This is a genomic window from Pedobacter sp. UYEF25, from assembly GCF_054061655.1.
Genome location: NZ_JBSSEL010000015.1, coordinates 25,080 through 49,053 on the forward strand (window position 1 = coordinate 25,080; position 23,974 = coordinate 49,053).

At 38.4% G+C, this 23,974-nt stretch carries 17 protein-coding genes; 6 read left to right on the forward strand and 11 right to left on the reverse strand.

The window, feature by feature from the left end; all coding sequences use genetic code 11:
• Positions 1–5: 5 nt before the first annotated feature.
• Positions 6–1,097 carry a Gfo/Idh/MocA family protein gene (locus ACVWYG_RS14075; RefSeq protein ID WP_457270872.1) on the reverse strand — a complete coding sequence of 364 codons (1,092 nt, stop codon included), beginning with the start codon at positions 1,095–1,097 and terminating at the stop codon, positions 6–8.
• A gap of 139 nt (positions 1,098–1,236) precedes the next feature.
• On the reverse strand, positions 1,237–2,328 hold the full coding sequence (locus ACVWYG_RS14080; protein ID WP_457270873.1) for a Gfo/Idh/MocA family protein: 1,092 nt from the start codon (positions 2,326–2,328) through the stop codon (positions 1,237–1,239).
• Between the two features lie 173 nt (positions 2,329–2,501).
• Between ACVWYG_RS14080 and ACVWYG_RS14085 the strand changes: the two genes are divergently transcribed.
• The 5 genes from ACVWYG_RS14085 (at position 2,502) to ACVWYG_RS14105 (ending at position 7,129) form a co-directional block, all read left to right on the forward strand.
• A complete protein-coding gene (locus tag ACVWYG_RS14085; RefSeq protein ID WP_457270874.1) occupies positions 2,502–3,398 on the forward strand; it encodes a DnaJ C-terminal domain-containing protein in 897 nt (298 codons plus the stop codon).
• A gap of 5 nt (positions 3,399–3,403) precedes the next feature.
• A complete protein-coding gene (locus tag ACVWYG_RS14090; protein ID WP_457270875.1) occupies positions 3,404–3,712 on the forward strand; it encodes a chaperone modulator CbpM in 309 nt (102 codons plus the stop codon).
• A gap of 72 nt (positions 3,713–3,784) precedes the next feature.
• A complete protein-coding gene (locus tag ACVWYG_RS14095) occupies positions 3,785–5,356 on the forward strand; it encodes a helicase HerA-like domain-containing protein (protein WP_457270876.1) in 1,572 nt (523 codons plus the stop codon).
• A 49-nt stretch (positions 5,357–5,405) separates the two neighbouring features.
• Positions 5,406–6,305 carry a nucleotidyltransferase family protein gene (locus tag ACVWYG_RS14100; RefSeq protein WP_457270877.1) on the forward strand — a complete coding sequence of 300 codons (900 nt, stop codon included), beginning with the start codon at positions 5,406–5,408 and terminating at the stop codon, positions 6,303–6,305.
• A gap of 131 nt (positions 6,306–6,436) precedes the next feature.
• Positions 6,437–7,129 (forward strand): TMEM175 family protein, encoded by a 693-nt coding sequence (locus tag ACVWYG_RS14105; RefSeq protein ID WP_457270878.1) that lies wholly within the window; start codon positions 6,437–6,439, stop codon positions 7,127–7,129.
• A gap of 333 nt (positions 7,130–7,462) precedes the next feature.
• On the opposite strand, the gene dnaK is transcribed toward ACVWYG_RS14105, so the two are convergent.
• Positions 7,463–9,376, reverse strand: a complete 1,914-nt coding sequence (gene dnaK, locus ACVWYG_RS14110) for a molecular chaperone DnaK (RefSeq protein ID WP_457270879.1) — start codon at positions 9,374–9,376, stop codon at positions 7,463–7,465.
• Between the two features lie 426 nt (positions 9,377–9,802).
• On the opposite strand from dnaK, the gene ACVWYG_RS14115 reads away from it, so the two are divergent.
• The gene (locus tag ACVWYG_RS14115) at positions 9,803–12,250 is read left to right on the forward strand and encodes a DUF5686 and carboxypeptidase regulatory-like domain-containing protein (RefSeq protein WP_457270880.1); all 2,448 of its coding nucleotides are present in this window, start codon (positions 9,803–9,805) and stop codon (positions 12,248–12,250) included.
• A gap of 509 nt (positions 12,251–12,759) precedes the next feature.
• Here ACVWYG_RS14115 and ACVWYG_RS14120 read toward each other — a convergent pair.
• From ACVWYG_RS14120 to ACVWYG_RS14155, 8 genes are all read right to left on the reverse strand, one after another.
• On the reverse strand, positions 12,760–14,244 hold the full coding sequence (locus ACVWYG_RS14120) for a M56 family metallopeptidase (RefSeq protein ID WP_457270881.1): 1,485 nt from the start codon (positions 14,242–14,244) through the stop codon (positions 12,760–12,762).
• 1 nt (position 14,245) lies between these two features.
• Entirely contained in the window at positions 14,246–14,617 is a 372-nt protein-coding gene (locus tag ACVWYG_RS14125; protein WP_457270882.1) for a BlaI/MecI/CopY family transcriptional regulator, read from the reverse strand.
• Positions 14,618–15,392: 775 nt separating this feature from the next.
• Positions 15,393–17,525, reverse strand: coding sequence for a hypothetical protein (locus ACVWYG_RS14130; protein ID WP_457270883.1), 2,133 nt, complete (start codon positions 17,523–17,525; stop codon positions 15,393–15,395).
• 28 nt (positions 17,526–17,553) lie between these two features.
• Positions 17,554–17,802, reverse strand: coding sequence for a hypothetical protein (locus tag ACVWYG_RS14135; protein WP_457270884.1), 249 nt, complete (start codon positions 17,800–17,802; stop codon positions 17,554–17,556).
• A gap of 52 nt (positions 17,803–17,854) precedes the next feature.
• Positions 17,855–19,051: a hypothetical protein gene (locus ACVWYG_RS14140; RefSeq protein ID WP_457270885.1), complete on the reverse strand. Its 1,197-nt coding sequence runs from the start codon at positions 19,049–19,051 to the stop codon at positions 17,855–17,857.
• 83 nt (positions 19,052–19,134) lie between these two features.
• A complete protein-coding gene (locus tag ACVWYG_RS14145) occupies positions 19,135–20,916 on the reverse strand; it encodes a hypothetical protein (RefSeq protein WP_457270886.1) in 1,782 nt (593 codons plus the stop codon).
• A gap of 63 nt (positions 20,917–20,979) precedes the next feature.
• On the reverse strand, positions 20,980–22,452 hold the full coding sequence (locus ACVWYG_RS14150; RefSeq protein WP_457270887.1) for a hypothetical protein: 1,473 nt from the start codon (positions 22,450–22,452) through the stop codon (positions 20,980–20,982).
• A gap of 381 nt (positions 22,453–22,833) precedes the next feature.
• Positions 22,834–23,970, reverse strand: coding sequence for a hypothetical protein (locus ACVWYG_RS14155; RefSeq protein ID WP_457270888.1), 1,137 nt, complete (start codon positions 23,968–23,970; stop codon positions 22,834–22,836).
• Positions 23,971–23,974 lie beyond the last annotated feature (4 nt).

Here is a 23,974-nt window from a genome sequence, read left to right on the forward strand (position 1 = left end):
AAGATTTATTTCAAATAAACCTTCTTGCCGGTCTTTGCAGACTCTTTTGCGGCACTTAAAATTTTAACTACAATAATATTGTTTGACAAAGAGGAAAGATCGTTATTAGGTTCATTGCTATCTTTTAAAACCGACGTTAAGTAGCCTAGATAGTTTGCTTTTGAGGCGCTTAATTCTTTCGCTTTATAAATGTCGTAACCATTCATGCCATCTTTGCGAAAACGCACTGTGTTGTTGTTAACGGATTGTAAATAGCCACTTTTGCCAAAAACTTCGAAATCTTTTATGCTAAATGGCCAATTCCAGGAAGCCTCGATAATTCCTGTAGCTTTTGGGTATTCCAATAAAATGGTCGCATCGTCATCTACTTTTGGATAAACAGCTGGTTTAATTTGATGAGTAACCGCCATAACAGAAATTGGCATTTTACCATCCATCATCCAAGTCATCAAATTGGCTCCATAACATCCAAAGTCAACCAAGGCACCTGCTCCATTTTTTGCAGGGTCGGTTAACCAACTTAAAAACTCTTTACTCACACCAATTTCTTTTGGCCCCTGATGACCGTCATGGGCAATCATTTTCACAATTGAACCTATCTTATCTTCTGTTTTTATAGCTATGTATGCTTCTTGGTTGCTTGGGTACCAAGTTGTTTCATAATTAGTCAAAACCTTAACATTGTATTTCTTCGCCAAAAAAGCAATTCTTTCTGCCTCTTTATTATTTAAACACAGTGGTTTTTCTACCATAACAGATAGGCCAAGCGGAGCTGCGATTTCTACTACATTGATATGGTCGCTTATGGCATTGTAAGCCAAAACTACATCTGGTTTTTTGTTTTTCAACGCATCTGTTAAGTTGTTGTAAAATACATCTGCAGGGATATTGTACATTTTTTTATATTTTGCCACGAGTTCGGCATTAGGTTCTGCGATGCTAAGAATGTTTATTTCGCCATTTTTATAGCTATTCATTATACCATAAATATGGTCGTGGTTTAACCCGGCTACCACAACGTTAAGTTTGGTTTGCCCGTATACAGAGATAAAAGAGATAGCACATATAAGGGTTAAAATAAGCTTTTTTGATAGCATAGGTTTTTTGTTAATGAGGTAGTAAAAATGTTAAATGTTCGTTTTTAGTCGCGAGAGAATTATAAATATAGCAGTAAATTACGATTTCATGAGCTAACGAGAAAAAGGTTTTTATTTTACGACTGCTAAAAAAGGCTCTTTATTTTAGGTAAACCTTGTTACCCGTCTTTGCCGATTCTTTTGCAGCCACCAGGATTTTCATTACAATCATGTTATTCTCAAGTGAGGACAAATCATTTTTTTGCACCACATTGTCTTTTAAAACTGCATTGAGATAATTGATGTAATTTGATTTGGTAGAATCTAAAGGTTTTGCACTGTAGATCCTGGTGCCCTCAATCCCTTCCTCTTTAATGTTTACCGTGGCTCTATCTGTTGCTTGAATTTCGCCTTTATCTCCCACAACCGCAAAAACGTTAGCTGCCGTTGGGAAACACCAAGAAGCTCTTATAACTCCGGTTATTTTGGGATATTCTAAGGTAATTGATGCATCATCATCTACATTTGGGTAGACACTGGGTTTTAGATGATTCAATACCGCGGTGACAGAAATTGGTGCTTTACCATCCATCATACACATCATTAAATTGGCTCCGTAGCAACCAAAATCGTACAACGCACCTGCTCCATTTTTTGCAGGATCTGTTAGCCAACTTAAAAACTCTCTACTTAAGCCACTTTCCATGGGTCCTTTATTGCCATCAGCAGAAATCATTTTGGTAATGTTTCCAATTTTATTTTCTTCCTTCACCTTTTTAAATATTTCTTGGTTGCTTGGATACCAGGTAATTTCGTAATTGGTTAACACCTTAACGTTATATTTTTTGGATAGAAAAGCGATTCGTTCTGCTTCCTTATTGTTTAAACAAAGTGGTTTTTCTACCATTACGGGTATTCCCAGTGGCGCTGCAGTTTCAATTACATCAATATGCTCGCTGGTAGCATTGTAGGCCAACACTATATCTGGTTTGTGATCTTTTAAAGCGGCTGCTAAATCTCCGTAATATATATTCTGTGGGAAGCTTAACTTCCTTTTAAATTTTGCCACCACATTTAGGTCTGGTTCAACGATCGCAATAATGTTAATATCTCCATTGATGTAATCGTTAATCACATCGTAGACTAGCGCATGGCTAAGGCCATCTACTACAACATTAAGTTTTTTCTGGGCTTTTAAGCCGAACGCAAAACAAGAAAGAAGAATAAGTAATGTTAATTTTTTTAGTAGCATATTAGGTCTAATTTTGTCTTTACAGATTGATTAAGAGTTGAGCTAGATAATCCCACTTTTGTGGGATGAATACTGGTTAGTTAAAATTCGTCGGTCATTTTTTATCCCGATACGTGTTCTTTGTGGTGCCAAATATATAAATTTGAACACAATAATGTTTTTTGTTTATTAATATGGACTACGTAGATTATTATAAATTACTTGGATTAAATAAAGATGCTACCGCTGCCGATGTAAAGAAGGCTTACAGAAAGCTTGCTCGGAAGCACCATCCAGATATCAATCCAGACAATGCTGAGGCCGAGAAGAAATTTAAGGAAATTAACGAAGCAAATGAGGTGTTAAGTGATCCTGAAAAGCGTAAGAAATACGATAAATATGGAAAGGATTGGCAGCATGCTGATCAAATGGAGGCGCAACAGAAACAAAGTGGCCAAAGACAACAATCCCGCAGCCAACGAGGTTATGCAAATGAAGGTGGAGGATTTGGCGGTGGAGAGGATTTTTCAGATTTTTTCTCTTCTATGTTTGGTGGACAGCAGGGTGGGGGAAGACAAACCGCATTCAAAGGGCAAGATTACTCTGCGCAGCTCAATCTAAACTTGTTAGATGCCTATAAAACGCACAAACAAACCCTTACGGTTAATGGAAAGCAGGTACGGATCTCCATCCCCGCCGGAGTAGAGAACGGACAAAAAATTAAATTGTCGGGTTATGGAGCGCCAGGAACAAATAATGGTCCTGCAGGAGATTTATATATCACTTTTGTGCTTGCAAATGATCCAAAGTATAAGCGTAAGGGCAATGATATCTATGTAGAAGAACAAATAGATGTATACACTGCGGTTTTGGGAGGCGAGAAAATTGTAGAAACTTTAAACGGGAAGGTTAAACTAAAAATTATACCCGGTACACAACCCGAGAGCACGTTAAGACTTAAAGGCAAAGGATTTCCAGTGTATAAAAAAGAGGATCAATTTGGCGACTTTTACATTAAGTGGAATGTACAGTTGCCAACATCGCTCAATGAGGAGCAAAAGGAATTATTTGAAAAACTAGCTAAACTTTAAGCATTATGGAAAGTAAGCTCATCGCCATAGCAGACATATGTTTGTATGAAGAGATAGAAATCAATTTTGTCCATGCACTTGCAGATTTTGGATTGATTACAACGATTGTGGTTAAAAAAACAGCATTTCTAGATGCTGACGAATTGCCAAAACTTACTCGATTTCAACACCTTTATAAAGATTTAGATATCAATTTAGAAGGGTTGCATGCCGTTGCACATTTACTAAATCAATTAGAAGATGTGCAGAGTAGGGTTATTAGTTTAGAAAACGAACTGAATTACTACAAACAGCTAGAGCGTCCATCAGAATAATTTTCAGAATTTAATATCCAACAAGACGAGTTTTAAGGATAGTTTGCTAAATTGTGCAGAAAATTAGCAAAAATGAGCGACAAATCGGCAAGCTTTGTAGAAGAGATAAAATCTTCTTATTCCCCTTCGGGATCGTCTATTTACTTAGGCGCCGGTATTTTAGATGGCATCGTTTATGGTGATGCAGAGGTAAACCTCTCTCTAAAAATGATGAATCGTCATGGTTTGGTAGCCGGAGCTACCGGAACCGGAAAAACTAGAACTTTACAGCTCTTAGCAGAGCAACTTTCTGATGCAGGCGTACCTGTATTTATGTTAGATGTTAAAGGCGATTTATCAGGAATGAGTGAGCCCGGGCCTTCTAATCCTAAAATAGAGGAAAGGAGTAAAGAATTAAATAAACCATTTGTTCCAACCGGTTTTCCTGTAGAGATTTATTCCCTTTCTGGAAAAATGGGAGCGCAAATGCGGGCGACCGTCTTGGAATTCGGGCCAACTTTGCTTTCGAAGGTGTTAGACTTAAACGACACACAAGCGGGTGTTATGGCAGTCATTTTTAAGTATGCCGATGATAATAAAATGCCTATTATCGATTTAAACGATTTGAAAAAGCTTGTTTCGTATTTATCGGAGGGAACCGGTGCAGCAGAAATTAAAAGCAATTACGGCACTATTTCGTCTTCAACTTCTGGTACTATTTTACGGAAAATAATTGCAATAGAGCAACAGGGTTTGGCAAATATGTTTGGCGAAAAATCTTTTGATATTGATGATTTATTTGAAAGGGTAGATGGAAAGGGGACCATCAGTTTGCTGAATATCGCAGATGTGCAAAATCAACCCGTATTGTATTCTACATTTCTTTTAAGCCTTCTTGCAGAAATATTTAATAGAGAGCCAGAAGTGGGAGATCTAGATAAACCAAAGTTGGTTTTCTTCTTCGATGAAGCACATCTTCTGTTTAAAAATTCATCGAAAGCTTTTTTAGAGCAGATAGAAACCATCATAAGGCTGATAAGGTCTAAAGGAATCGGCGTTTTCTTTTGTACGCAGTCTCCGACAGATGTGCCGGAAAGTGTATTGGCGCAGCTCGGTAATAGAGTACAGCACGCACTTAGGGCCTTTACGCCGAATGATGTAGACGCATTGAAAAAAACAGTTAACACCTATCCAAAATCGTCGTTTTATAAAATAGACGAGCTATTAACGGGTCTTGGAACCGGACAAGCACTTATCACTGTTTTAAATGAAAAAGGCATCCCAACACAAGTTGCCGCAACTATGCTTACGCCGCCAAGGTCGATTATGGGACCTTTAACGCCTGCTGATTTTGATAAATTAGTTGAGGGGAGCGCAATGTATGGGAAGTATAAAGATGCGATAGACCCAGAGAGTGCCTACGAAATGCTAACAAAGCGGGTAAATGAGCAAGCTGCGGTGGCAGAAAAAGCACAGCAAGAAGCACAAGAACAAAAGGAAGCGCAGACATCAAGCAAGCCAAAATCTGGCGAAAAAAGCTTAGTAGAAGAAGTGATGGGAGCTACCATTACTAGGCAAATAGGAAAAGAAATTGTGCGAGGTATTTTTGGAATGTTAACCGGTAAAAAGCCGCGGGCTAATGGCGGCGGACTATTCGGTTTTTAAAACAAAAAATTTCAGCAGGTTATAAGTAAAATTATTATTTTAGCAGACTATGAAACCAACGTTATTAATATTGGCAGCCGGAATGGCAAGCCGTTACGGAAGTATGAAACAAATTGATGGATTTGGTCCAAACGGAGAAACCATTATCGATTATTCGATTTATGATGCAATAAAAGCTGGTTTTGGCAAAGTTGTTTTCATCATCAAAGAAGAATTTCTAGATAATTTTAAGGGTATTTTCGAGCCAAAACTTAAAGGCAAAATTGAAACAGACTATGTGTTTCAAAACTTTGACCTAAAGCAATTTGGAATAGAAGAAGAAATTTATAGAGAAAAACCTTGGGGTACCGCACACGCTATCTTATCGGGTAGAAAGGTTGTAAAAGAGCCATTTTGTGTAATTAATGCAGATGATTATTATGGATTTGATGCTTTTGAGAAAATGGTTCACTTTTTAAGTAAAGAGGCAACTGATAGCCATTTTTCTATTATTGGATATGAAATTGGAAAAACCCTTTCTGATTTTGGCTCTGTATCTCGTGGCGTGTGTAAGGTAGACGATGCAGGTAATCTAGAGGAAATTGTAGAACGTACTCAAGTTTATAAAAAGGATGGAACGATTGTGTATGAAGAAGATGGAAAAGAATATCCTTTAGGCTTTGAAACGCCTGTTTCTATGAATTTCTGGGGCTTTACACCAGCCGTATTTAGCATCACCGAAAACTTGTTTAAAGAGTTTGCCATGGCAAACAAAGACAAGCCAAAGGCAGAATTTTTTATTCCCCTTATTGGCGAAAATTTGGTAAAAAACAATCAAGCAACTTTTAAAGTGGTGCCAACAGGTAGTCAGTGGTTTGGCGTAACGTATAAAGAAGATAAACCTTTTGTACAAGAAAGCATCACTAGTTTAGTAAACGATGGCACTTATCCTACAAAACTGTGGACTTAAATTCGTGCAAAATTCCGAATATTTTTTAACATGATGTATTTCAAGATAGGTTTGGTCTTTTTTTCCAAACCTATCTTTGTTTAGGGAAATAAATTTGATTTAATTTATATTAATTTTTTAATAGTACCTATATGTCTGAGCATGGAGATTTAAAGAAAGAGTTTCAAGTAGAAAGGATGGTTCTTTTTACAGACGCTGTTTTTGCCATTGCAATAACGTTATTAGTTATAGAAATTAGGGCGCCTATCATTTTGCCTTATTCCTCATTCAGTCAAACAGCCGAACAATTATTAGAACTTGTGCCGAGGTTTATGGGCTTTATCATGAGTTTTTTTGTCATTGCCATTTATTGGCGTTCGCACCATAGGCTTTTCTCTTTTCTGAAAAGTTACGACGATAAAATAATTTGGCTAAACTTTTTCTTTCTCTTTTTTATAGTCTTGATGCCATTTAGCTCATCCTATTACAGCGAGAATGCATCTTTTCAATTGCCATATTATTTTTACAGCATAAATGTTTCGATGATTGGATTATTAAACTACTTTATGCTCTCTTTTATCATTAAAAACAGGGGGAGAATTTCTGAAGGATTAGACCATATTAAAACTCGAAGGCTAGCGCGTTGTAGAACATTAATTGTTCCGGTTATTTTCTTTTTCGGTTTTATGTTGGATTTAATTATGCAACCACTTGGGTCGATACATTATTTAAGTCGCTGGTCGCCGATATTAATTTGGCCGGCAATTGTCTTGTTAAATAGGCATTTCGGTAAAGTCGATGATTTAGAGTTTCATGAGAAACCCATTGTGAAGAGGAAGCGGTAAGCCTTGCTAGAAGTTGTTAGAAAAATTCATTCTATTTAGGGTGTATTGGGATAAACATTCAATTGGCTACACATAAATTTACCAACTTTCTATTATTTATTTTTTGATTATACCCGGGAGAGTGCGTTACTTCATTAACTATTTTGTAGCTAGAAAGCGCGCTAACGACAGAAGCGGCACCACGGATTGTGCGCCAATTTGCGGATAATCTTAGTACAGTGATTGGCGTGTTAAAGCGCCCATAAAAATCAACATATTTTGCGCTTTTTTGAACAAAAAAAAAGCATCCCGATTAGGTTCGGAATGCTCTAATAATAATCTCTAACTTTTCGACTACTTTTTGTCGTCTTCTTTTACTTCTTCAAAATCTACATCAGTTACATTATCTGGTCCAGCTTCTGGTTCGCTACCACCTTGCGGTTGGTCTGGCGCGCCTTGTGGCTGATCAGCATTTTTGTACATTTCTTCTGAGGCGGTATTCCAAAGCGTTTGCAATTCTCCTTGAGCAGCATCAATATCAGCAAAATTGCGCGAGGCATGTGCTTCTTTCAACTTCTTCAAAGCAGATTCAATCGGTGCCTTCTTATCGGCTGATAATTTATCACCAAACTCTTTTAATTGCTTTTCTGTGGTAAAGATCAAAGCATCTGCAGAATTAATTTTATCCGCTTCTTCTTTAAAAGTTTTATCGGCTTCTGCGTTTGCTTCAGCCTCTTCCTTCATTTTCTTAATCTCTGCTTCTGTTAATCCAGAAGAAGCTTCGATACGAATTTTTTGCTCTTTATTAGTTGCTTTGTCTTTCGCACTTACGTGTAAAATACCATTGCTATCTAAATCGAACGCTACTTCTACCTGAGGCACACCACGTGGTGCAGGAGGAATACCATCTAATATAAACCGACCGATTGTTCTGTTTTGGCTAGCCATCGGGCGTTCACCTTGCAAAATATGAATTTCTACAGACGGCTGGTTATCGGCAGCAGTAGAGAAAGTCTCCGATTTTTTTGTTGGGATGGTCGTGTTGCTTTCTATCAATTTCGTCATTACACCGCCCATTGTTTCTATACCTAGGCTAAGTGGCGTAACATCTAACAACAATACATCTTTTACATCGCCAGTTAAAACACCACCTTGAATTGCTGCACCAATAGCAACAACTTCGTCAGGATTTACACCTTTACTTGGCTCTCTACCGAAGAAAGCTTTAACAGCTTCCTGAATTGCAGGAATACGCGTAGATCCACCCACTAAAATCACTTCATCAATATCGCTTGCAGTTAAACCAGCATTTTTTAGCGCTGATCTACAAGGATCAATCGTCTTTTTGATAAGCGTATCAGCCAACTGCTCAAACTTTGCACGACTTAACGTACGTACTAAGTGCTTAGGGCCGCTTGCATCTGCAGTAATATATGGTAAATTAACTTCAGTACTTGTAGTACTGGACAATTCGATTTTAGCTTTCTCTGCAGCTTCTTTTAAGCGTTGCAATGCCATTGGATCTTTTGCAAGGTCCATACCATTTTCTTCCTTAAACTCAGCAGTCAACCAATCGATAATTACGTGATCAAAATCATCCCCACCTAAGTGCGTATCCCCATCTGTAGATTTTACTTCGAAAACGCCATCACCTAGTTCTAATACAGAAACGTCGTGTGTACCACCACCGCAATCAAAAACTGCGATTTTCATATCCTTGTGGGCTTTATCTAAACCGTATGCCAATGCCGCAGCAGTAGGTTCGTTAATAATGCGTTTTACAGTAAGACCTGCAATTTCACCAGCTTCTTTAGTAGCTTGACGTTGTGCATCGTTAAAATAGGCAGGTACCGTAATTACCGCTTCAGTCACTTCAGTTCCTAAAAAATCTTCAGCAGTTTTTTTCATTTTCTGCAAAATCATCGCAGAAATTTCCTGCGGAGTGTATTTTCTATCACCAATTTCTACTCTAGGCGTATTGTTATCGCCCTTTACTACTTTATAAGGTACGCGGCCAATTTCTTTTGAACATTCATCAAAACTGTTGCCCATGAAGCGCTTGATTGAGTATATCGTTTTTGTTGGGTTTGTAATAGCCTGACGTTTAGCAGGCTCTCCAACCTTCCGTTCACCGTTTTCTGCAAAAGCAACGATAGACGGTGTAGTACGCTTTCCCTCACTGTTCGCGATAACTACAGGCTCGTTGCCCTCCATCACCGAAACACATGAGTTTGTTGTTCCTAAGTCTATTCCAATAATTTTTCCCATTGTATTTATTATTTTTTTCTCTTTAATTTTTTACTCGTTATCGCTATTTTAGCAATGTATGTGCCAATTGATTTTTGGCAGTTTTTCGCACTTAATTACTGAAAAAATGTAAAAAAAAACAACGCCATTGGCTGACATGCTGTCAGAAAATAGCTTGAGGAGGACTTTAATTGTAGGCCAAGGCCAAAGGATCGGGCTAAACAAACTAACACAAAATGTGGTATATAGAACCATATTGCCATTCTTTACAAAAATGATGTGGAATTTTAACGCCATATCAAAGCTCTTTTTTCCGATTTCCACACTCCATGTTTCGATCTCAATTTTTAACTTTAGCCTTAACGACTTAATTTTTGTTGGCAAACTTTAAATCGGTCAAAGCGTTTGTTGTATATTATTTTCGATATTTTAGGCGAGAAAACTTTTATGATAAAAATTTACGCGCTGGTAATTCTTTCATTTACCACATGCGCAGCTTTTGCGCAAACCTTTACAGTACACGGATTGGTGAGAGACACACAGGGAGAAACGGTTCCATTTGCTTCTGTTTATTTAAAAAATACTACCATTGGCACCTCCGCGAATATAGACGGTAGATATACACTTCGGATAAATAAAGCAACAGTTACGTTGGTTTTTAAAGCCGTAGGATATAAGCCGCAGGAGAAAATTTTAAATGTAATAGGCGATGTCTCTTTGAATGTTGCGCTAAGTCCTGAAAGTTATACTTTGGATAACGTTACAATTAGGGCAAATGCGGAAGACCCCGCTTATGCCATTATGCGGAAAGCAATTAAGGTTCGGAAAGAGCACCTCGAGGAAGTTAAGGCGTACAGCTGTAATGTATATATTAAAGGGGTACAGAAATTGGTTGGCGCGCCAAAAAAGTTTATGGGTAGAGACATTAAAAAAACACTATCGCTAGACAGTAACAGAAAAGGAATTATTTACTTATCAGAATCAGAAAGTAAATTCAGTTTTAAAAGACCGGATCAGATTCACGAGGAAATGATTTCTTCGAGAATCTCCGGCAGAGATAACGGCTTTAGTTTCAACAAAGCTTCTGACTTGATTATTAATTTTTATGATAATTATTTATTGGCAAATACCCTAAGTTCTCGGGGATTTATTTCGCCTTTGGCAGACAATGCGCTGTTTTATTATCATTATAAATATTTAGGTGAGACTACAGAAAGTGGCGCAGTAATCCATAAAATTCAGGTCATCCCCCGACGAGAAAATGACCCAGTATTTCGCGGGATCATTTATATTATGGACGATAGTTGGCGCATTTACGACACAGACTTATTTTTAACCAAGAGCGCGGGGATTAATTTTATTGATACGTTGAATATTAAACAGTCTTTTACTAAAGTGAAAGACGTTTACATGCCTACCACCATAAATTTTCAATTTAATGGAAATGTGCTTGGATTTAAGTTTGCCGGTTATTATGTCGGTGTTTACAGTCATTACGACGTGAATCCAGATTTTCCTAAGAATTTTTTTAGCGGGGAAATTTTGAAGATTACTAAACTTGTAAATAAAAAAGACTCTGCTTATTGGTCCGAAAATAGACCGATTCCATTAACGATGGATGAAAGAAATGACTATATTAAGAAAGACAGCATCTCTATCTTAAAGCAGTCAAAAGCTTATTTAGATTCTGTAGAGCGTGATAATAACAAATTTTCTGTTTGGAAATTATTATGGAATGGCTACCGAATCAACAATCGGTTTGAAAAAAAATCCTATAGCTTCGATCCTTTGTTGCGCGCTGTTTTTTACAATACCGTAGAAGGTTTTGTCATTAAATATGGCGTAACTTATCGAAAAAGTTTCGAGAACAATGTCAACTATACCATTAGGCCAGAGTTTCGTTATGGATTTGCAAATCAAAAACTTACAGGAAGTTTAACCGGAAATTATTTTTATGATCCCGTAAAAAGTGCAAGCGTTGGAGGTTCTTTTGGAAGTGGTGTCTTCGATCTTAATAATTTGGGCTCGATGACCTTATTGGGTAATTCCATTAATTCTTTATTCTATGAAAAAAACTATTCAAAGTTTTATTATAAACGATTTGCCAGTATTTATACAAGTAGAGCACTAGTGAATGGTTTACAAGGAAATTTAAATGTCGATTATAGCAACAATGAAACGATGGTAAATCATACCGGTTTTACTATATTAGACCGAAAAAATTTGATGTTTACTTCAAATAATCCTTTTACACCGACTCAAGAAACGTCACTATTCCCACATTATCAATCGTTCAGTGCAACGGCAAATTTAACCTACACCATTGGCCAGAAATACATTACACGGCCAGATGGGAAATTTTTCACGCGATCTAAATATCCACGTATATCGTTAACATATAAGAAAGGCTTTAAAGATGTGTTGTCTAGCGATGTGGATTACGACTTTGTAAAAGCAGAAGTTTCGCAAGATAGAATTGGTCTTGGGCTCTGGGGATACACTTCGTTTTTGGTAGGAGCCGGAAAGTTTTTAAACAATAGCAGTTTATATTATTTAGATTATAAACATTTTGCAGGAAACATTTCTACGATTTTTCCGCCGGATTTACGAAAATTTCAATATTTAGATTTTTATCAATTTAGTACTAGCGAACAATATTTTGAAGCGCACTTAGAACATAATTTCGCAGGATTTTTTATCAATAAAATTCCTTTGATTAGAAAATTAAAGTTGGAAGAATTTGTCGGTGGTGGCTATCTTTCATCACCAGAAAAAAGAAATTATAAAGAGTTTTATTTTGGTTTGCAAAGGTTTATATTTAGAGCTAGTTATGGTTTTGCTTATGATGGTAATAAAAAAATAAGTCAGGGATTTAGATTGAGTTATGGGTTTTGAGGATTGCGCCTTTAGCGCGATGATAAGGGAATAAAGAGCAAGGAGCAAAGACGGAACTGGTCATTCTTCTCCAATAAAAGACCAAAAAAGATCAGCGCAATTTAGTCCTCGGGAGCGTCAACCTGGGGAACGAAAGTTCTCACAATCAGCCTTCTTGTAATAATTCACGCTCCTAGATGTGAGATGTTTCCTAGCGTCAACATGACGGCTTGATGGATATGCGGGGCGTTTGCAACCTAAATAAATTTTAGGAAAGCGTTGGCTTATCAAGTTTGCAAAGAATTTTTTAAAGCTTTTAGTGCCATCGGCACGACCGATTTAGTCACATCGGGTTTTAACCCGTTGTAATTTGATGCAAGAACTACACGGTTAGAATGCTGATACCTTATCCTATTCCTCATGTTCTTCATCTACACCAACGACCTCACAACTAGAAAATTTACTTTCCTATTTATGAGGTCTTTCCTATTGTAAACGTGATGGTTTAATTAGCGGAAAATCTTAAGGCTTTATTCTTTTGCTTTCATAGGCGGCGGAGGTGCTGGCAATTGGGTCGACGAAGCCTTTTGCTGCTTATTCATTTTTGTGTATATTTTATAAATCTTCGCAGACTGATCAAGGTCAATAGAATAGCTTGTAACGCCGTCTTTCTCTGTTTTTCCTTTTTTAATTATTGCTTCATATTCTTTCATTTCCGATTGCGTTGCGCCCGGACCAAATTTTTCTGTGGTAACTTTTGGAGGCGGCGGTGGCAATAGAACTATTTGGGAAGTTGCGGCGCGTTGTTTCCGATTCATCTTTAAATAAATCTCATTTAATTTTGCGAGTCTATCATCGCTCATACCTGATGAATGATACGGTACTTTTTGACCTGACTTAACTTCATCAGTGTATTCTTTAAATTCTGCGTCGCTAGCGCCTGGCCCAAATTTCTCTACAACTACCGTTGGTTGTTTAGAGTTTTTCCTTGGTTCAATTGGGGGAGGTGGCGGTATTTTCACAGCGTCCACTCTAGGCGGTGGAGGCGGAATGGGTGAAACTTTCGGGTTTTGTGGTACAGGAGGACGCGGTATGGAATCTCCATTGATGGAAACCGAGCTGCTCTTTTCATTCCCAACATCGGCATCTCTCTGTTTTTCAGTTTGATTACAGCCTGCAAATAATGCAAGTGCAAGGGTTGGTACCAAAGCTAGTGATGCCAATAACACCCGTCTTTTACTAAATGGTTTACGTAACATAGTTAGTCGTTTTTTAGTTGTGAAGTAATTAAACCTGCTGCTTAGTGCCAAATTGAAGGTTTGAGAAGTCGCACGTTGTAGTAGAATATGTTGATAATTGCGCACGTCGTTAAATTTGTCCAAAACAGCTGCGTCGGCCAACAACTCGTGGTTCATTTTTATTGCATTCTTGTACAAGTAAAGGATTGGGTTAAACCAACTTATTATTTGTAGCACCTCAACTACTAAAATATCAAGGCTGTGTTTTTGATCGACGTGCGCCAGTTCGTGCGTTAACACTTCTGGTTCTATTTTTCCATTTTCGTATTCTTCCTCACATAAAAAAATAGTATTTAAGAAACTATACGGTGCAGTAGTGTTTTTAGATAATGCTAGCTTTGTTCCTTTAAAATCAATCTGCCTACTCTCCTTAATTCTTTGCCTAATAACAAAAAGATTCGTTATAAATCGTACCAGTAGTAAAGCACTTATCATTACGAGAATACAATAGGCAATTAAGATTAGATAATCTTGAAAAGAGGTTTCAGTTATTCCGGTGCTCAAGGTTTCCGCGGGAATGTATCCGATATAACTGTTGAGCCTGGGCGCGTCTACAATTGTTGTAATGGTAATAAGCGGTATAAAATACGAGGCCAGTAAACCACCTAATAAATAAAAGCGGTTAAATACGAACATTTTTTCTTTGCTTAAAAAGAAGTGGTAAAGTCCATAGAATATGGCGCTGCAGGCAATCATTTTTAATAGATAGAGCATCATGTCATTTCTTTTTTTGAATTTCAGAATCAATCAGCATTTTTAGTTCTTCTAATTGTGCCTTGGTTAGCTTTGTTTCTTTGGTAAAAAAGGATGCAAATTGCATAACTGAATCATCAAAATAATTTTTGATCATGCTGTTTACATGTTTAGAGAAATAGTCGACCTTTTTTATTAGCGGGAAATATTCTCTCGAGTTTCCACATTGGTTGAAGGAGATTACTTCTTTATCTGTCATCCTTTTTAGCAAAGTCGCTACTGTTGTGCCTGCGGGTTTGGGTTCTGGAAAGCAATCGATCAGGTCTTTCATAAAGGCTTTTTCTTTCTGCCAGACGTATTCCATCAACTGTTCTTCAGACTTTGATAATTTTATCATTCTACAAGTATAGAGTATGTTCTACAAATGTAGAAACAAAAATGAAAATTGCAAATATTTCTCATAAAAAATCACAAAAAATAAATTCGCCAAGAGTCGTGTATTGTCGGAATAGGATTATTTTAATCTCGATTAGCTTTCTGAAGGACGGAATTTGTTAAGCTGTTAAAGTAGCATTGTAAGCTTATTAAGCCAGGAGAAAATTTGACGCCATTTTTTTAATTATAGCTTTTTCGCATGAAGTGCAAAGATTAATTGGCGCGTGCTAATTTCTCAATACTCCACCTACAAATTTACTCCCAAGGTTATAAATAAAATGGACGTAAAACGGATCTTGGACGGACGTTAGACGGACATTCGTCGGAAATCAGTCACTTCTATCCGTCAAATGCCCGTCTTGTATTCGAGTTGAGTTCTTCAAACTCCCAAATTAGGTAAGAGGAACTTATTCGGAAACATTCGATATCGTACACACAGAACCTTAACCAAAATTGTTGCCTTAACTATTGCTAAATGTCCTGACAAACTTTTATTGAACACTTACTTCTGTTGGCATAATGTTATTTTACCTATGCGAAACGCGGTTAATGAGAAAAAACACACAAATAAATAATCCTATATAATTTTTCATAGATCATATCATTACATGGCTGATCAGTGCAGAGAACCGGTAAACAATTTCCAATTTTCCGTTATTTTCAGTAGCATTTGCATTTAATAAAATCTTTAGCAAGTAGAATTAAGTACAATAGCCACTGCGCATGGGGACTTTAATTTATTTTTCCCATATACAACGGTAATTGAATCTTCTGTTAGGAGCGGTATCTCCATTGATGCAGAACGAGATCGGATCGTTCAGTGATTCAGCGTTATCGCTCCATTTAAAGTCAAATGTAAATTTATTTCCAACCAGTCCAAGTAATTTTCGCGGAACAGCAAACTCTAGTTCATTTCCCACAGAACTAAATTCCAAATCTGCAACTTCTATCCATGGATTAGCAGTGTTTGTTCCATCAAACCTCATCAGTGTGGTTGTGTTTTCATTCTTTACTCGTTTGTTGACGATAAAATCATAGCCGTACCAGCCTGTTTCAGAATTATTATCTGCATCTATTAACAGTAGCATCCAATTGTTATCCATAGCGGAAGTGAGTTTTTCTCCAGTTGCGACGTAGAAACTTAGGTTCTGCTTGTCGACAGCTATCTTACTGGTAACGATGTCGTTTCTGCCCGATTTATTGGTGTAGTGCAATCCTCCATATCCGTTATGATCGCGGTGGAAGATGTCCCCTTTGGTATCGCGGTATTCATTTTTCAACTCTTTCCAATCTAAAAAATCTCCGTTAATTTTCACTGAATGAAGTCCTTTCTGCTTAGGTATTGGCCTAATCCCTTTATACTTACGGATATTCTGAGCCATCTGCATATAATAATTATCCGTGTAACCGTCTTTCATAGGATGAATCCCACGGTTAAATTCAGAGTTGTACTGGTCAACAAAGAAGAAAGGGCTATTGCGTCCAAGCCATGGCGAATTTCCGCCTCCTGCAGGTTGATATTTACCTGCAGTCCACTCGTTCCAGTCGTTGAGGTAGAGGAACTCGGGATTGGATTTGAGAGCCTCGTCCCAACGTTCCTGAAAATAAATTCCGTATCCTTCAGGGTTTTTAACTGTTTTTCCTAACCATGGAACGAAAGTAGGTTCTGGAAGGTCATATTCATTCAGTTTGGGCTCGCCATTTTTGCGTGACCATGATTTCCCAACGCCCATATTTTCACTGGTCATCGTTACCGGGTGCTGTGCCGGTGTAACTGCAGCCTCTTCACGTTTCCCATTGTGGGTTGAGAGCAACTCACCAGGTTTCATTGCCTTTACCTTCGGATCTGCCAGGTTGTAACCGAAACTCCAGTTATCTTCCGTTCCGACGAAACGATTGCCAGCCCACTTATTGTAACCCCACCACATTGTCCGCTTTGTAAAAAAGTTTTTTACCTCTTTGGTATAATCCTTATAAAATTCTTCCGTATAATCCTGATCGCCGTAATGCGGATGATTAACATCAGTTTTTGCGGCGGCATCAAAGTGCGGGTTAGGTTGCTTTACGTCCTGGCCATTGGCATCGAATTTTGGTGTGCCATTGTATAATAGCAGTGGCTTACCATTCCAGTAAAACCAAAGGTCCTTGAAGCGGTTAGTTTTATAAATTTTATCGTAGAGATCCTGTACGACAGTAATCACCGGACCGTTAAATGCCCAGAAACAGAATTTTGGAACTTTGTTGCCCTCTGCCTTCATTTTCTGCATTATACTAAAAAGAACCTCCCATTCATCCCAGTACCTGACCGCATTTGTAACATCCATCACCAATACATCTACGCCGGCATCGGCTAGCATCGACATATCTTTCCGGATAACATATTCATCCTGGCTGAGAAAATAACCCATTTCCGGCTCGCCCCAGTGGTAGGAGCCTTCAGTCCAGAGCGGATGTTTGGCGTCCAACCTGGCAGTTGGGTCACGCTTTAAAATTTTTGTTACATCAGCAGAATATGGAATTTTTAAATTTTTATAATGCTCCTCCGTATGCCAGGTAATATAAAAAATACTTACTATGCGTCTTTGATCTTTTTTTACCGGGCCAACCTCGGTAAAAGTTGGCATTTTCCGCCCAAGTGCATCGGAAGCCACCCAGGTGTCAGAATAAATATCCCGATAGTAGTTTTCGTCCGTTGAATCTGATCGTTGTTTGACTGGTAGCGCGCTATGTACCAGACCGGTTTCCATGTTAGAATTTTGAAAGCTGGCTCGTTCCTTTACGGTATCGCCCATTTTCACCACTGAAAAACCAAATCCAGTGAGTAAAAAAGAAGTAAGAAGAATATTTCGTACGATTATTTTATTTCGCATAACATTAAATATTTAATTTTTTCTTTATTTAGTTGTAAAGCGCTGTGTCGTCATTGACATATAGTCCATGTTCCTGCATGTTACAGTTCCATTTTACTTGGGTTAATTGTTTAATGGGTACCGTAGAAAACACAAATAGGTTACAGTTTTCGGAATTTGTTCCAGATGAGACTTCTACATTCGTTACATCAACATCTGTACTTGCGTAAATAACCAAACTGGCGTCTATTTCTACTGATAAGTTATTAGATTTTGAATCACATTTTTTTGCAAGCATTTAAACAAAAAAACAGCGTAGTAATAAAACGGTTTTCATCCTAAATAATTCATCATTTAATTCCTTTAAACTTTTTAATTTCATCTTTTAATAATACAAGATATTTATCTCCCCATGTTTCATTAGGTTCAATATCTTTACTTACTTCGGCGCTATGCTGCTCGCCTGTTATATACTCATTCCACGTACCGACCATAGCAAAACGAACTCCTAGCAGCCTAGCTCTTGCCCATTGCTCCTTAAAAGTTTTACCATCATTACGTAGACCTGCAGCTATGTAACCACTCTCCCCTTGTTTACCTTGTGGTCTCCAACTTGGAACCACCGACATTGCTTCGGGAAATCCTTTATCTACCGTATATGTCTGTGCTCCACGCTCCTCCCAACTCCAATACTTGTATTTACTTTCGTTTGTATTGGGGTCAAAAAGACTATGTTGATTGGTTACAAAACCGGTCATAAACCTGACAGAAAAACGATTGTCGCTCCAAGGTGGTGTTTCGTTTGGCCATGCAGTAGGTGTACCCACATAACAAACCATTAAAGGCTTTCCGTTGTATTCCTGCATAAGTGTTTTAAACTCCGGATGCGCTTTATTATTCAACAACCACTGATTTACCTGATCCGCCTTTCTTGTAAGGAGGCCGTCTGAAACAGCAGAAGCCTGTCCAGGTGCAGGGTTACCAATAAAAATGGAAATATTTGGTGTCTTCTTACCCTCGGCTCTCATTTTGCTAAACTCTTCAAAGATAAAAAGGGTGGAACGTTCAATCATTGCAAAATCAGGGCGAACCATATCGGTAAGTACCTGATCAATTGAAACATTATTACCCAGGTCATTAGACCAATCTATCCATATAAAGTCTACACCAGCATGAGCAAGCCATTCGGCGTGTTTTCTGATAATGGTACGGTCATCTGAACGATATTTACCTAATGTCGGGAATGTCCACACGTTACCATTCCAAACTTCACTTCGAAGCCATGTAGTGTAAGCTATCCCTACTTTTCTTTCTTCATAGGGTACACGCGGCAATCTGCCTGATCCTATGCTATTTACGGAAAGACCCTCAGCTTTAAAATCAGTCGTATTATCACCTTTCCATTTAAGTTGGGTAGAATCTGTAGATGGTTTATCTATAACTTTTTTAGTTGATTCTTTAGTACACCTAGGTAGAAAAGAACCTATTACCAGTAAGAAAATCAATGAAAATAATTTTTGTTGATCATTATTCATGTATATTTTCATATTTCTTTAGTTAAAATAAAAAAACCGTACGGTTAATACCGCCAAGTTGATTGATGGGTAAAAGTCAAATTCTTTACCGAAAACTATTTGATTGTTGTGTAATGATAATTAGACCTGCCAGCCGGAGCAACATCCCCGTTCACCCAAAAATCCATTACATCATTTTCGTGCTGCATATTGTCTGACCATTTAAAACCAAAATCAAGATCGTCTTTTACGCCGAGCATAGCTCTGGGAATTTTAATCTCTAGCTTATTACCATTTACGGCATAATCCACTTCTCCCACTTTTTCCCAATTCCATGCGGCATCGGTTTTTTCCACGATGGCTTTTTTATCCGGGTTAATGCGATTGATTACAAAATCATATCCCTCCCACCCTGTATTTTTGTTTCCGTCAATATCTATAAAAAGGCGCATCCAGCCAGCATCTGTTTTTGGTGTTAAGGCTGCGGCGGTTTCTACATAAAAATAAACGAACTGGTCATCTCTTGCTACTTTTGCTAACACAATATCATTGCGGCCGGTATTATTTGTATAATGCAGACTACCCCAACCTGCACTATTGCGATGCAGTGCATTTCCTTTATATGAATTATAGTTGGGCATCACTTTTTCCCAAGCTTTAAAATTCCCATCTATTGCAATGGAAACAGGAGCAGATATCGCATCTGGAGCAGCCATTCCTTTGAAACGACGTATATTACTTACCATCTGGTAATAATAATTGTCGCCATGCCCGTTTTTCATAGGCTCAATATCTCGGCTACCCTCTTGGTTAAACTCATCGGGAAACGCATTGGTTTGCTGCTGCCATAAACTAGTCCTACCTGCAATCCATTCGTTCCAGCCAGTTATGAAGATGAATTCAGGATTTATCTCCAAAGCCCTATCCCACTGTTCCTGAAAGTTATAACCCATATTTACGGCACCAGGCTCGGTAATCTGCCCGTGCTTAGCGGTATAGCTTCTGCCAAAAGCGCCCGGGGCATTCATCGCTGTCAAACCTCTTTCTTTTGACCAATTTTGTGCTACTCCTACGGTTGCCTGTTCAAAACCGCCCTCAGCATTTTTCGAAAAGCCGTGTTGTGGGTAAATTTCCAGCCATCCCCATTGATCAGGCTTTTCAGGGCCTTTATTATACACTGGCTGACCGGCACGGAAAGTGAAAAAATTACGCATCTCCCGATTTATTTTAGTGCTATCTGGATTTCCTATTACATCAGCAACCAATTCTGGCATGGCCATAATAAGAGGTTTGCCTTTCCAGTTAAACCAAAGGTCTTTATACAATCTTGGCTTGTATAAGTCTGTGTATATTTCCTGTATAATTTCTTTACCGCCAGGTGTGAGCCAGAACGGCAGCATGAAGGCGATTTGCGGTGTTTTAACCCCATCTTTTCTGGCCTCTGTAAAAACTTTACAGAGCTTCATATAAGATCCTTTCCAGGTCAGGTTGCCATTTGTACAATCGAAAATGATCACATCAACACCGGCATCTGCCAGCATCTCTGCGTGTTTGCGTAATACCCATTCATCCGTATCTAAATAATAACCAAATAAAGGTTCTGCCCAAAACCAGGGACTGTTACCTTTGGGCCAGATGGGATTCTTAAAATCTTCTTTAGCTTTCGGGTTCCGGGAGAGGTATTCTGTTACATTATATGGTGGGTGATTTTTGCTTTGCTGCGTATGCCAGGTCCAATAAAACAACCCTACGAATTTATCTTTTTTAGGATCGCCTACTTCCTGATGCGTGGGTAACTTTCTGCCTAGCGCATCGGTAGCGGGCACATTATTACCTGGCGATTGCGCCATTGTTTGCAAGCAAAGAAACATGAAGAATAAAACAACTATTTTTTTCATAACACACAACTTTAATTTAATAATTCTTTTCTTTTTTTAACAGGCATTCTTAGTTTGTATACATTATGGTGTGAAAATTAGCGGATGCCAAGCTGTTTTCCAGTTTGCCCATGTTGGACCGTAAGCATAAGCGATATATTGTTGTTTTGCCGGATCGATGTGTCCTTTTTCGTCACCGCTCCAGCCACAATTGTGAAGAAACGGGTTCAGATTATTCCGTAATTCTGATACTTTATTGAAAACGATCCCATCAGTAGACTCCCATAAAACGATATAGCTTTGAGCAGTCAGCCTGGAAGCTGTATGAATAGCCTGAAACTTTTTAATGTCATTTCTGTATTTTATATCACAATGATCTGCTCCGGCAATACTAGATTTATTGATGACAGTTCCATGGTATGTCAGATTTGCAGGCCAGTTTGGATCCGTTGCAGAAGCAGTTGACAAACGGGTGGTAACAGCTTCATTCCCGCCAGCATTCCATGAATAATAAAAGAAAATGGTATCATTTTTTACAACCATACACGGCTCTCCTGCTCCAAAAAAATCCTTACTCCCAGTATAGGTGATAATAGGATGGGGAGCGCCTCCCCATCCACTTCCATTCCATTTTTCCCAAGGCCCGATAGGTGACTCTGACCGACAAACATATGCGTGATTATCTGTACCCCGACTGTCTTCAGTAGAAGTATATCCAATATAATAATACCCTCCCCATTTAGCCACACCGGGGTCACAAACAGAAAATTGATCTCTGGTGAATTCTGTAGGTTTTAATACCATTTGGTCAGCAGACCAGGTGTTTCCCCCATTAGTAGAATGCCGGTAAGCTACCTGGTCCCAATACGCTGCCCCTGATGATTTATCGAGTAGCATCCAGGCAGTGTAACATCCAGCTACAATCTGTCCATTTATGTAATTGGTTATCCCATTTTGGTTACGGGTTTTTTTCCAAACTCCTGCCGATCCCGAAGGATTACTCAATACCCATAAATAATCGCCGGGGGGAAATTTACTTTCATTAATTATTTCCAAATTTTGATTATCGTCATAATTGGGATAGGGTACTGTTGCTATGGCTGTTCCGGCAATGGTTATATTGTAATCGGTATTCCAATGAAATAAACTCAATGTTAAACTACTATTGGTTGAAGCCCAATTAGGGCAGCTCACTTGAATGGCATAAAATGAATTGGCAGCTGTGAATTTCTGAGCAGCGTTTAGATTTGTTGCCAACCTGATTGCGGTTTGTTCATCTTGATTGTTAAAGTTATTTACCCGTACCCCGAATATATCGCCAGGAGCAGCAGACCATGAATCAATTGAACCATCTGCATTAATAATAATTGACGGGCCATAGCGATATCCTTCTCCTGCATAAATATCCCATCCGGTTTTAATACCGGGAACGTCGGCATGGGTGGGATCAACCGGTTTAGCAGATCTATTCTGCGAAGATGAAGTTTTTTTACAAGCTCCAAACAATACTAGGAGGCAACAAAGTATTCCAACGCTGATCAATTTTATTTCTATCATCTACTTTTTATTTACTGAAGAACTAAGTCGCAAAACGAAATTTTGAAATAGGTACGTTTATGATCATTAAAAATGATTCGGATTTGCTTTACGCTTACTGTTAAGCATTTTGCTAGTTTAAAAGCGCCGTGCTACCAAACCAAATGCTCTGTCTTTTTAGTTTTTTTTTATCGCTTGTTGATATTTCAGTCAGTTTCATGTACCAGGTTCCCGATTGCTGACTTCCTACTATTCAATACATGTACTGACAGTAATTAATTTTGATAGTTGTCAGCGTAAATTTTTGCCTAACGTTTTTACCTTTCTCGGCTTTTGGTGTCTCATTTTCATAGTTTTGAGGCAGTTTTTTAAGCCAAGACCTAAATGCAATTCGTTTTTTCTTTAATTCCTAAGTATCGTTTTTATATCATCTACAAATGCGGAGTTGTCACCGCCAAAACTATTAGTTCCTTTGATCGTTAATATGTGATCACCTGCTGTTACAGCGAAAGTGGGGGTAGTATATTTTGCCCATTCATCGGACGTGGGTTGAATTGAGCCAACGACTACATAATCGATAAGAATGTCAATTGTTTGTTTTTGACCGCCGCGCTGAGCAGCCATTAAACTTATCCCTAAATGTTGGGTTGTGAACGCAAATGTTTGAGACATCTGCGAATCTCCTTGCAATAATCCAGTTTGAACACCTTCTGGAGCGGTTTTAGCACCAAATGCACTTCCGTTTTTTTGCTGACCGCCACCACCAGCAAATGACCAAACATTGGGCTGCGGATTCATCACAAAACCTGTGATTACAGGCAATTCAAATGTGCCATTGGGAACAACTGGAGTAGGTGTATTCGGTGTTAGTGTAGTAAATGTAAACTCATTTCCATATAGCACTCCCTTGCTTGTAATACTATAGGACCTGACAAAATAGTCTTGTCCGAATAGCAAGTTATTCAATGAACTTATAAATGGACCCACACCTTCACCATCGGCTGTTTTTGTAGGAAGATCAACGGTAGGAGTTGCCGATGTACCCCAAACTACTCCACGGGCAGTAACCGTTTCACCGATATCGGCAATATTGCCACCAGTTGTAGCCGTATAAAAACCAACTTCAGTTACTGCGGCAGTTGTATTGTTTTCCAGAATTGTTACTGCAAAATCAACGCTTTTCGTCTGCCCGTTCATATCTACCACTGCTACTTTAATGATGGTTGATTTTGTTAATTTCGTGATGATGCGAGAGAAATTAATTGAACCTGTTGTATTAGCGGGACTAGTTACAGACCCTTCGGTCAGCAATACAGGAGCCGATCCGTCAAGCGGATTGCTAATCATCTGGATGAGCCTGAATTTGCCTGTTGTGGAGGCTGTCCCTGCAATAGTGACAGGATCTCCTGCATAAACACTCGCTGATGCCGGTTTTGTGGTTAAACTAATTGTCACAGTAACGGTGTCTTTTTTACAGTTGCTAACTAGGCCTGCAACCGCAATTAAGAGTATGAAAAGGAGTAGATTTCTTTTTTTCATGTAC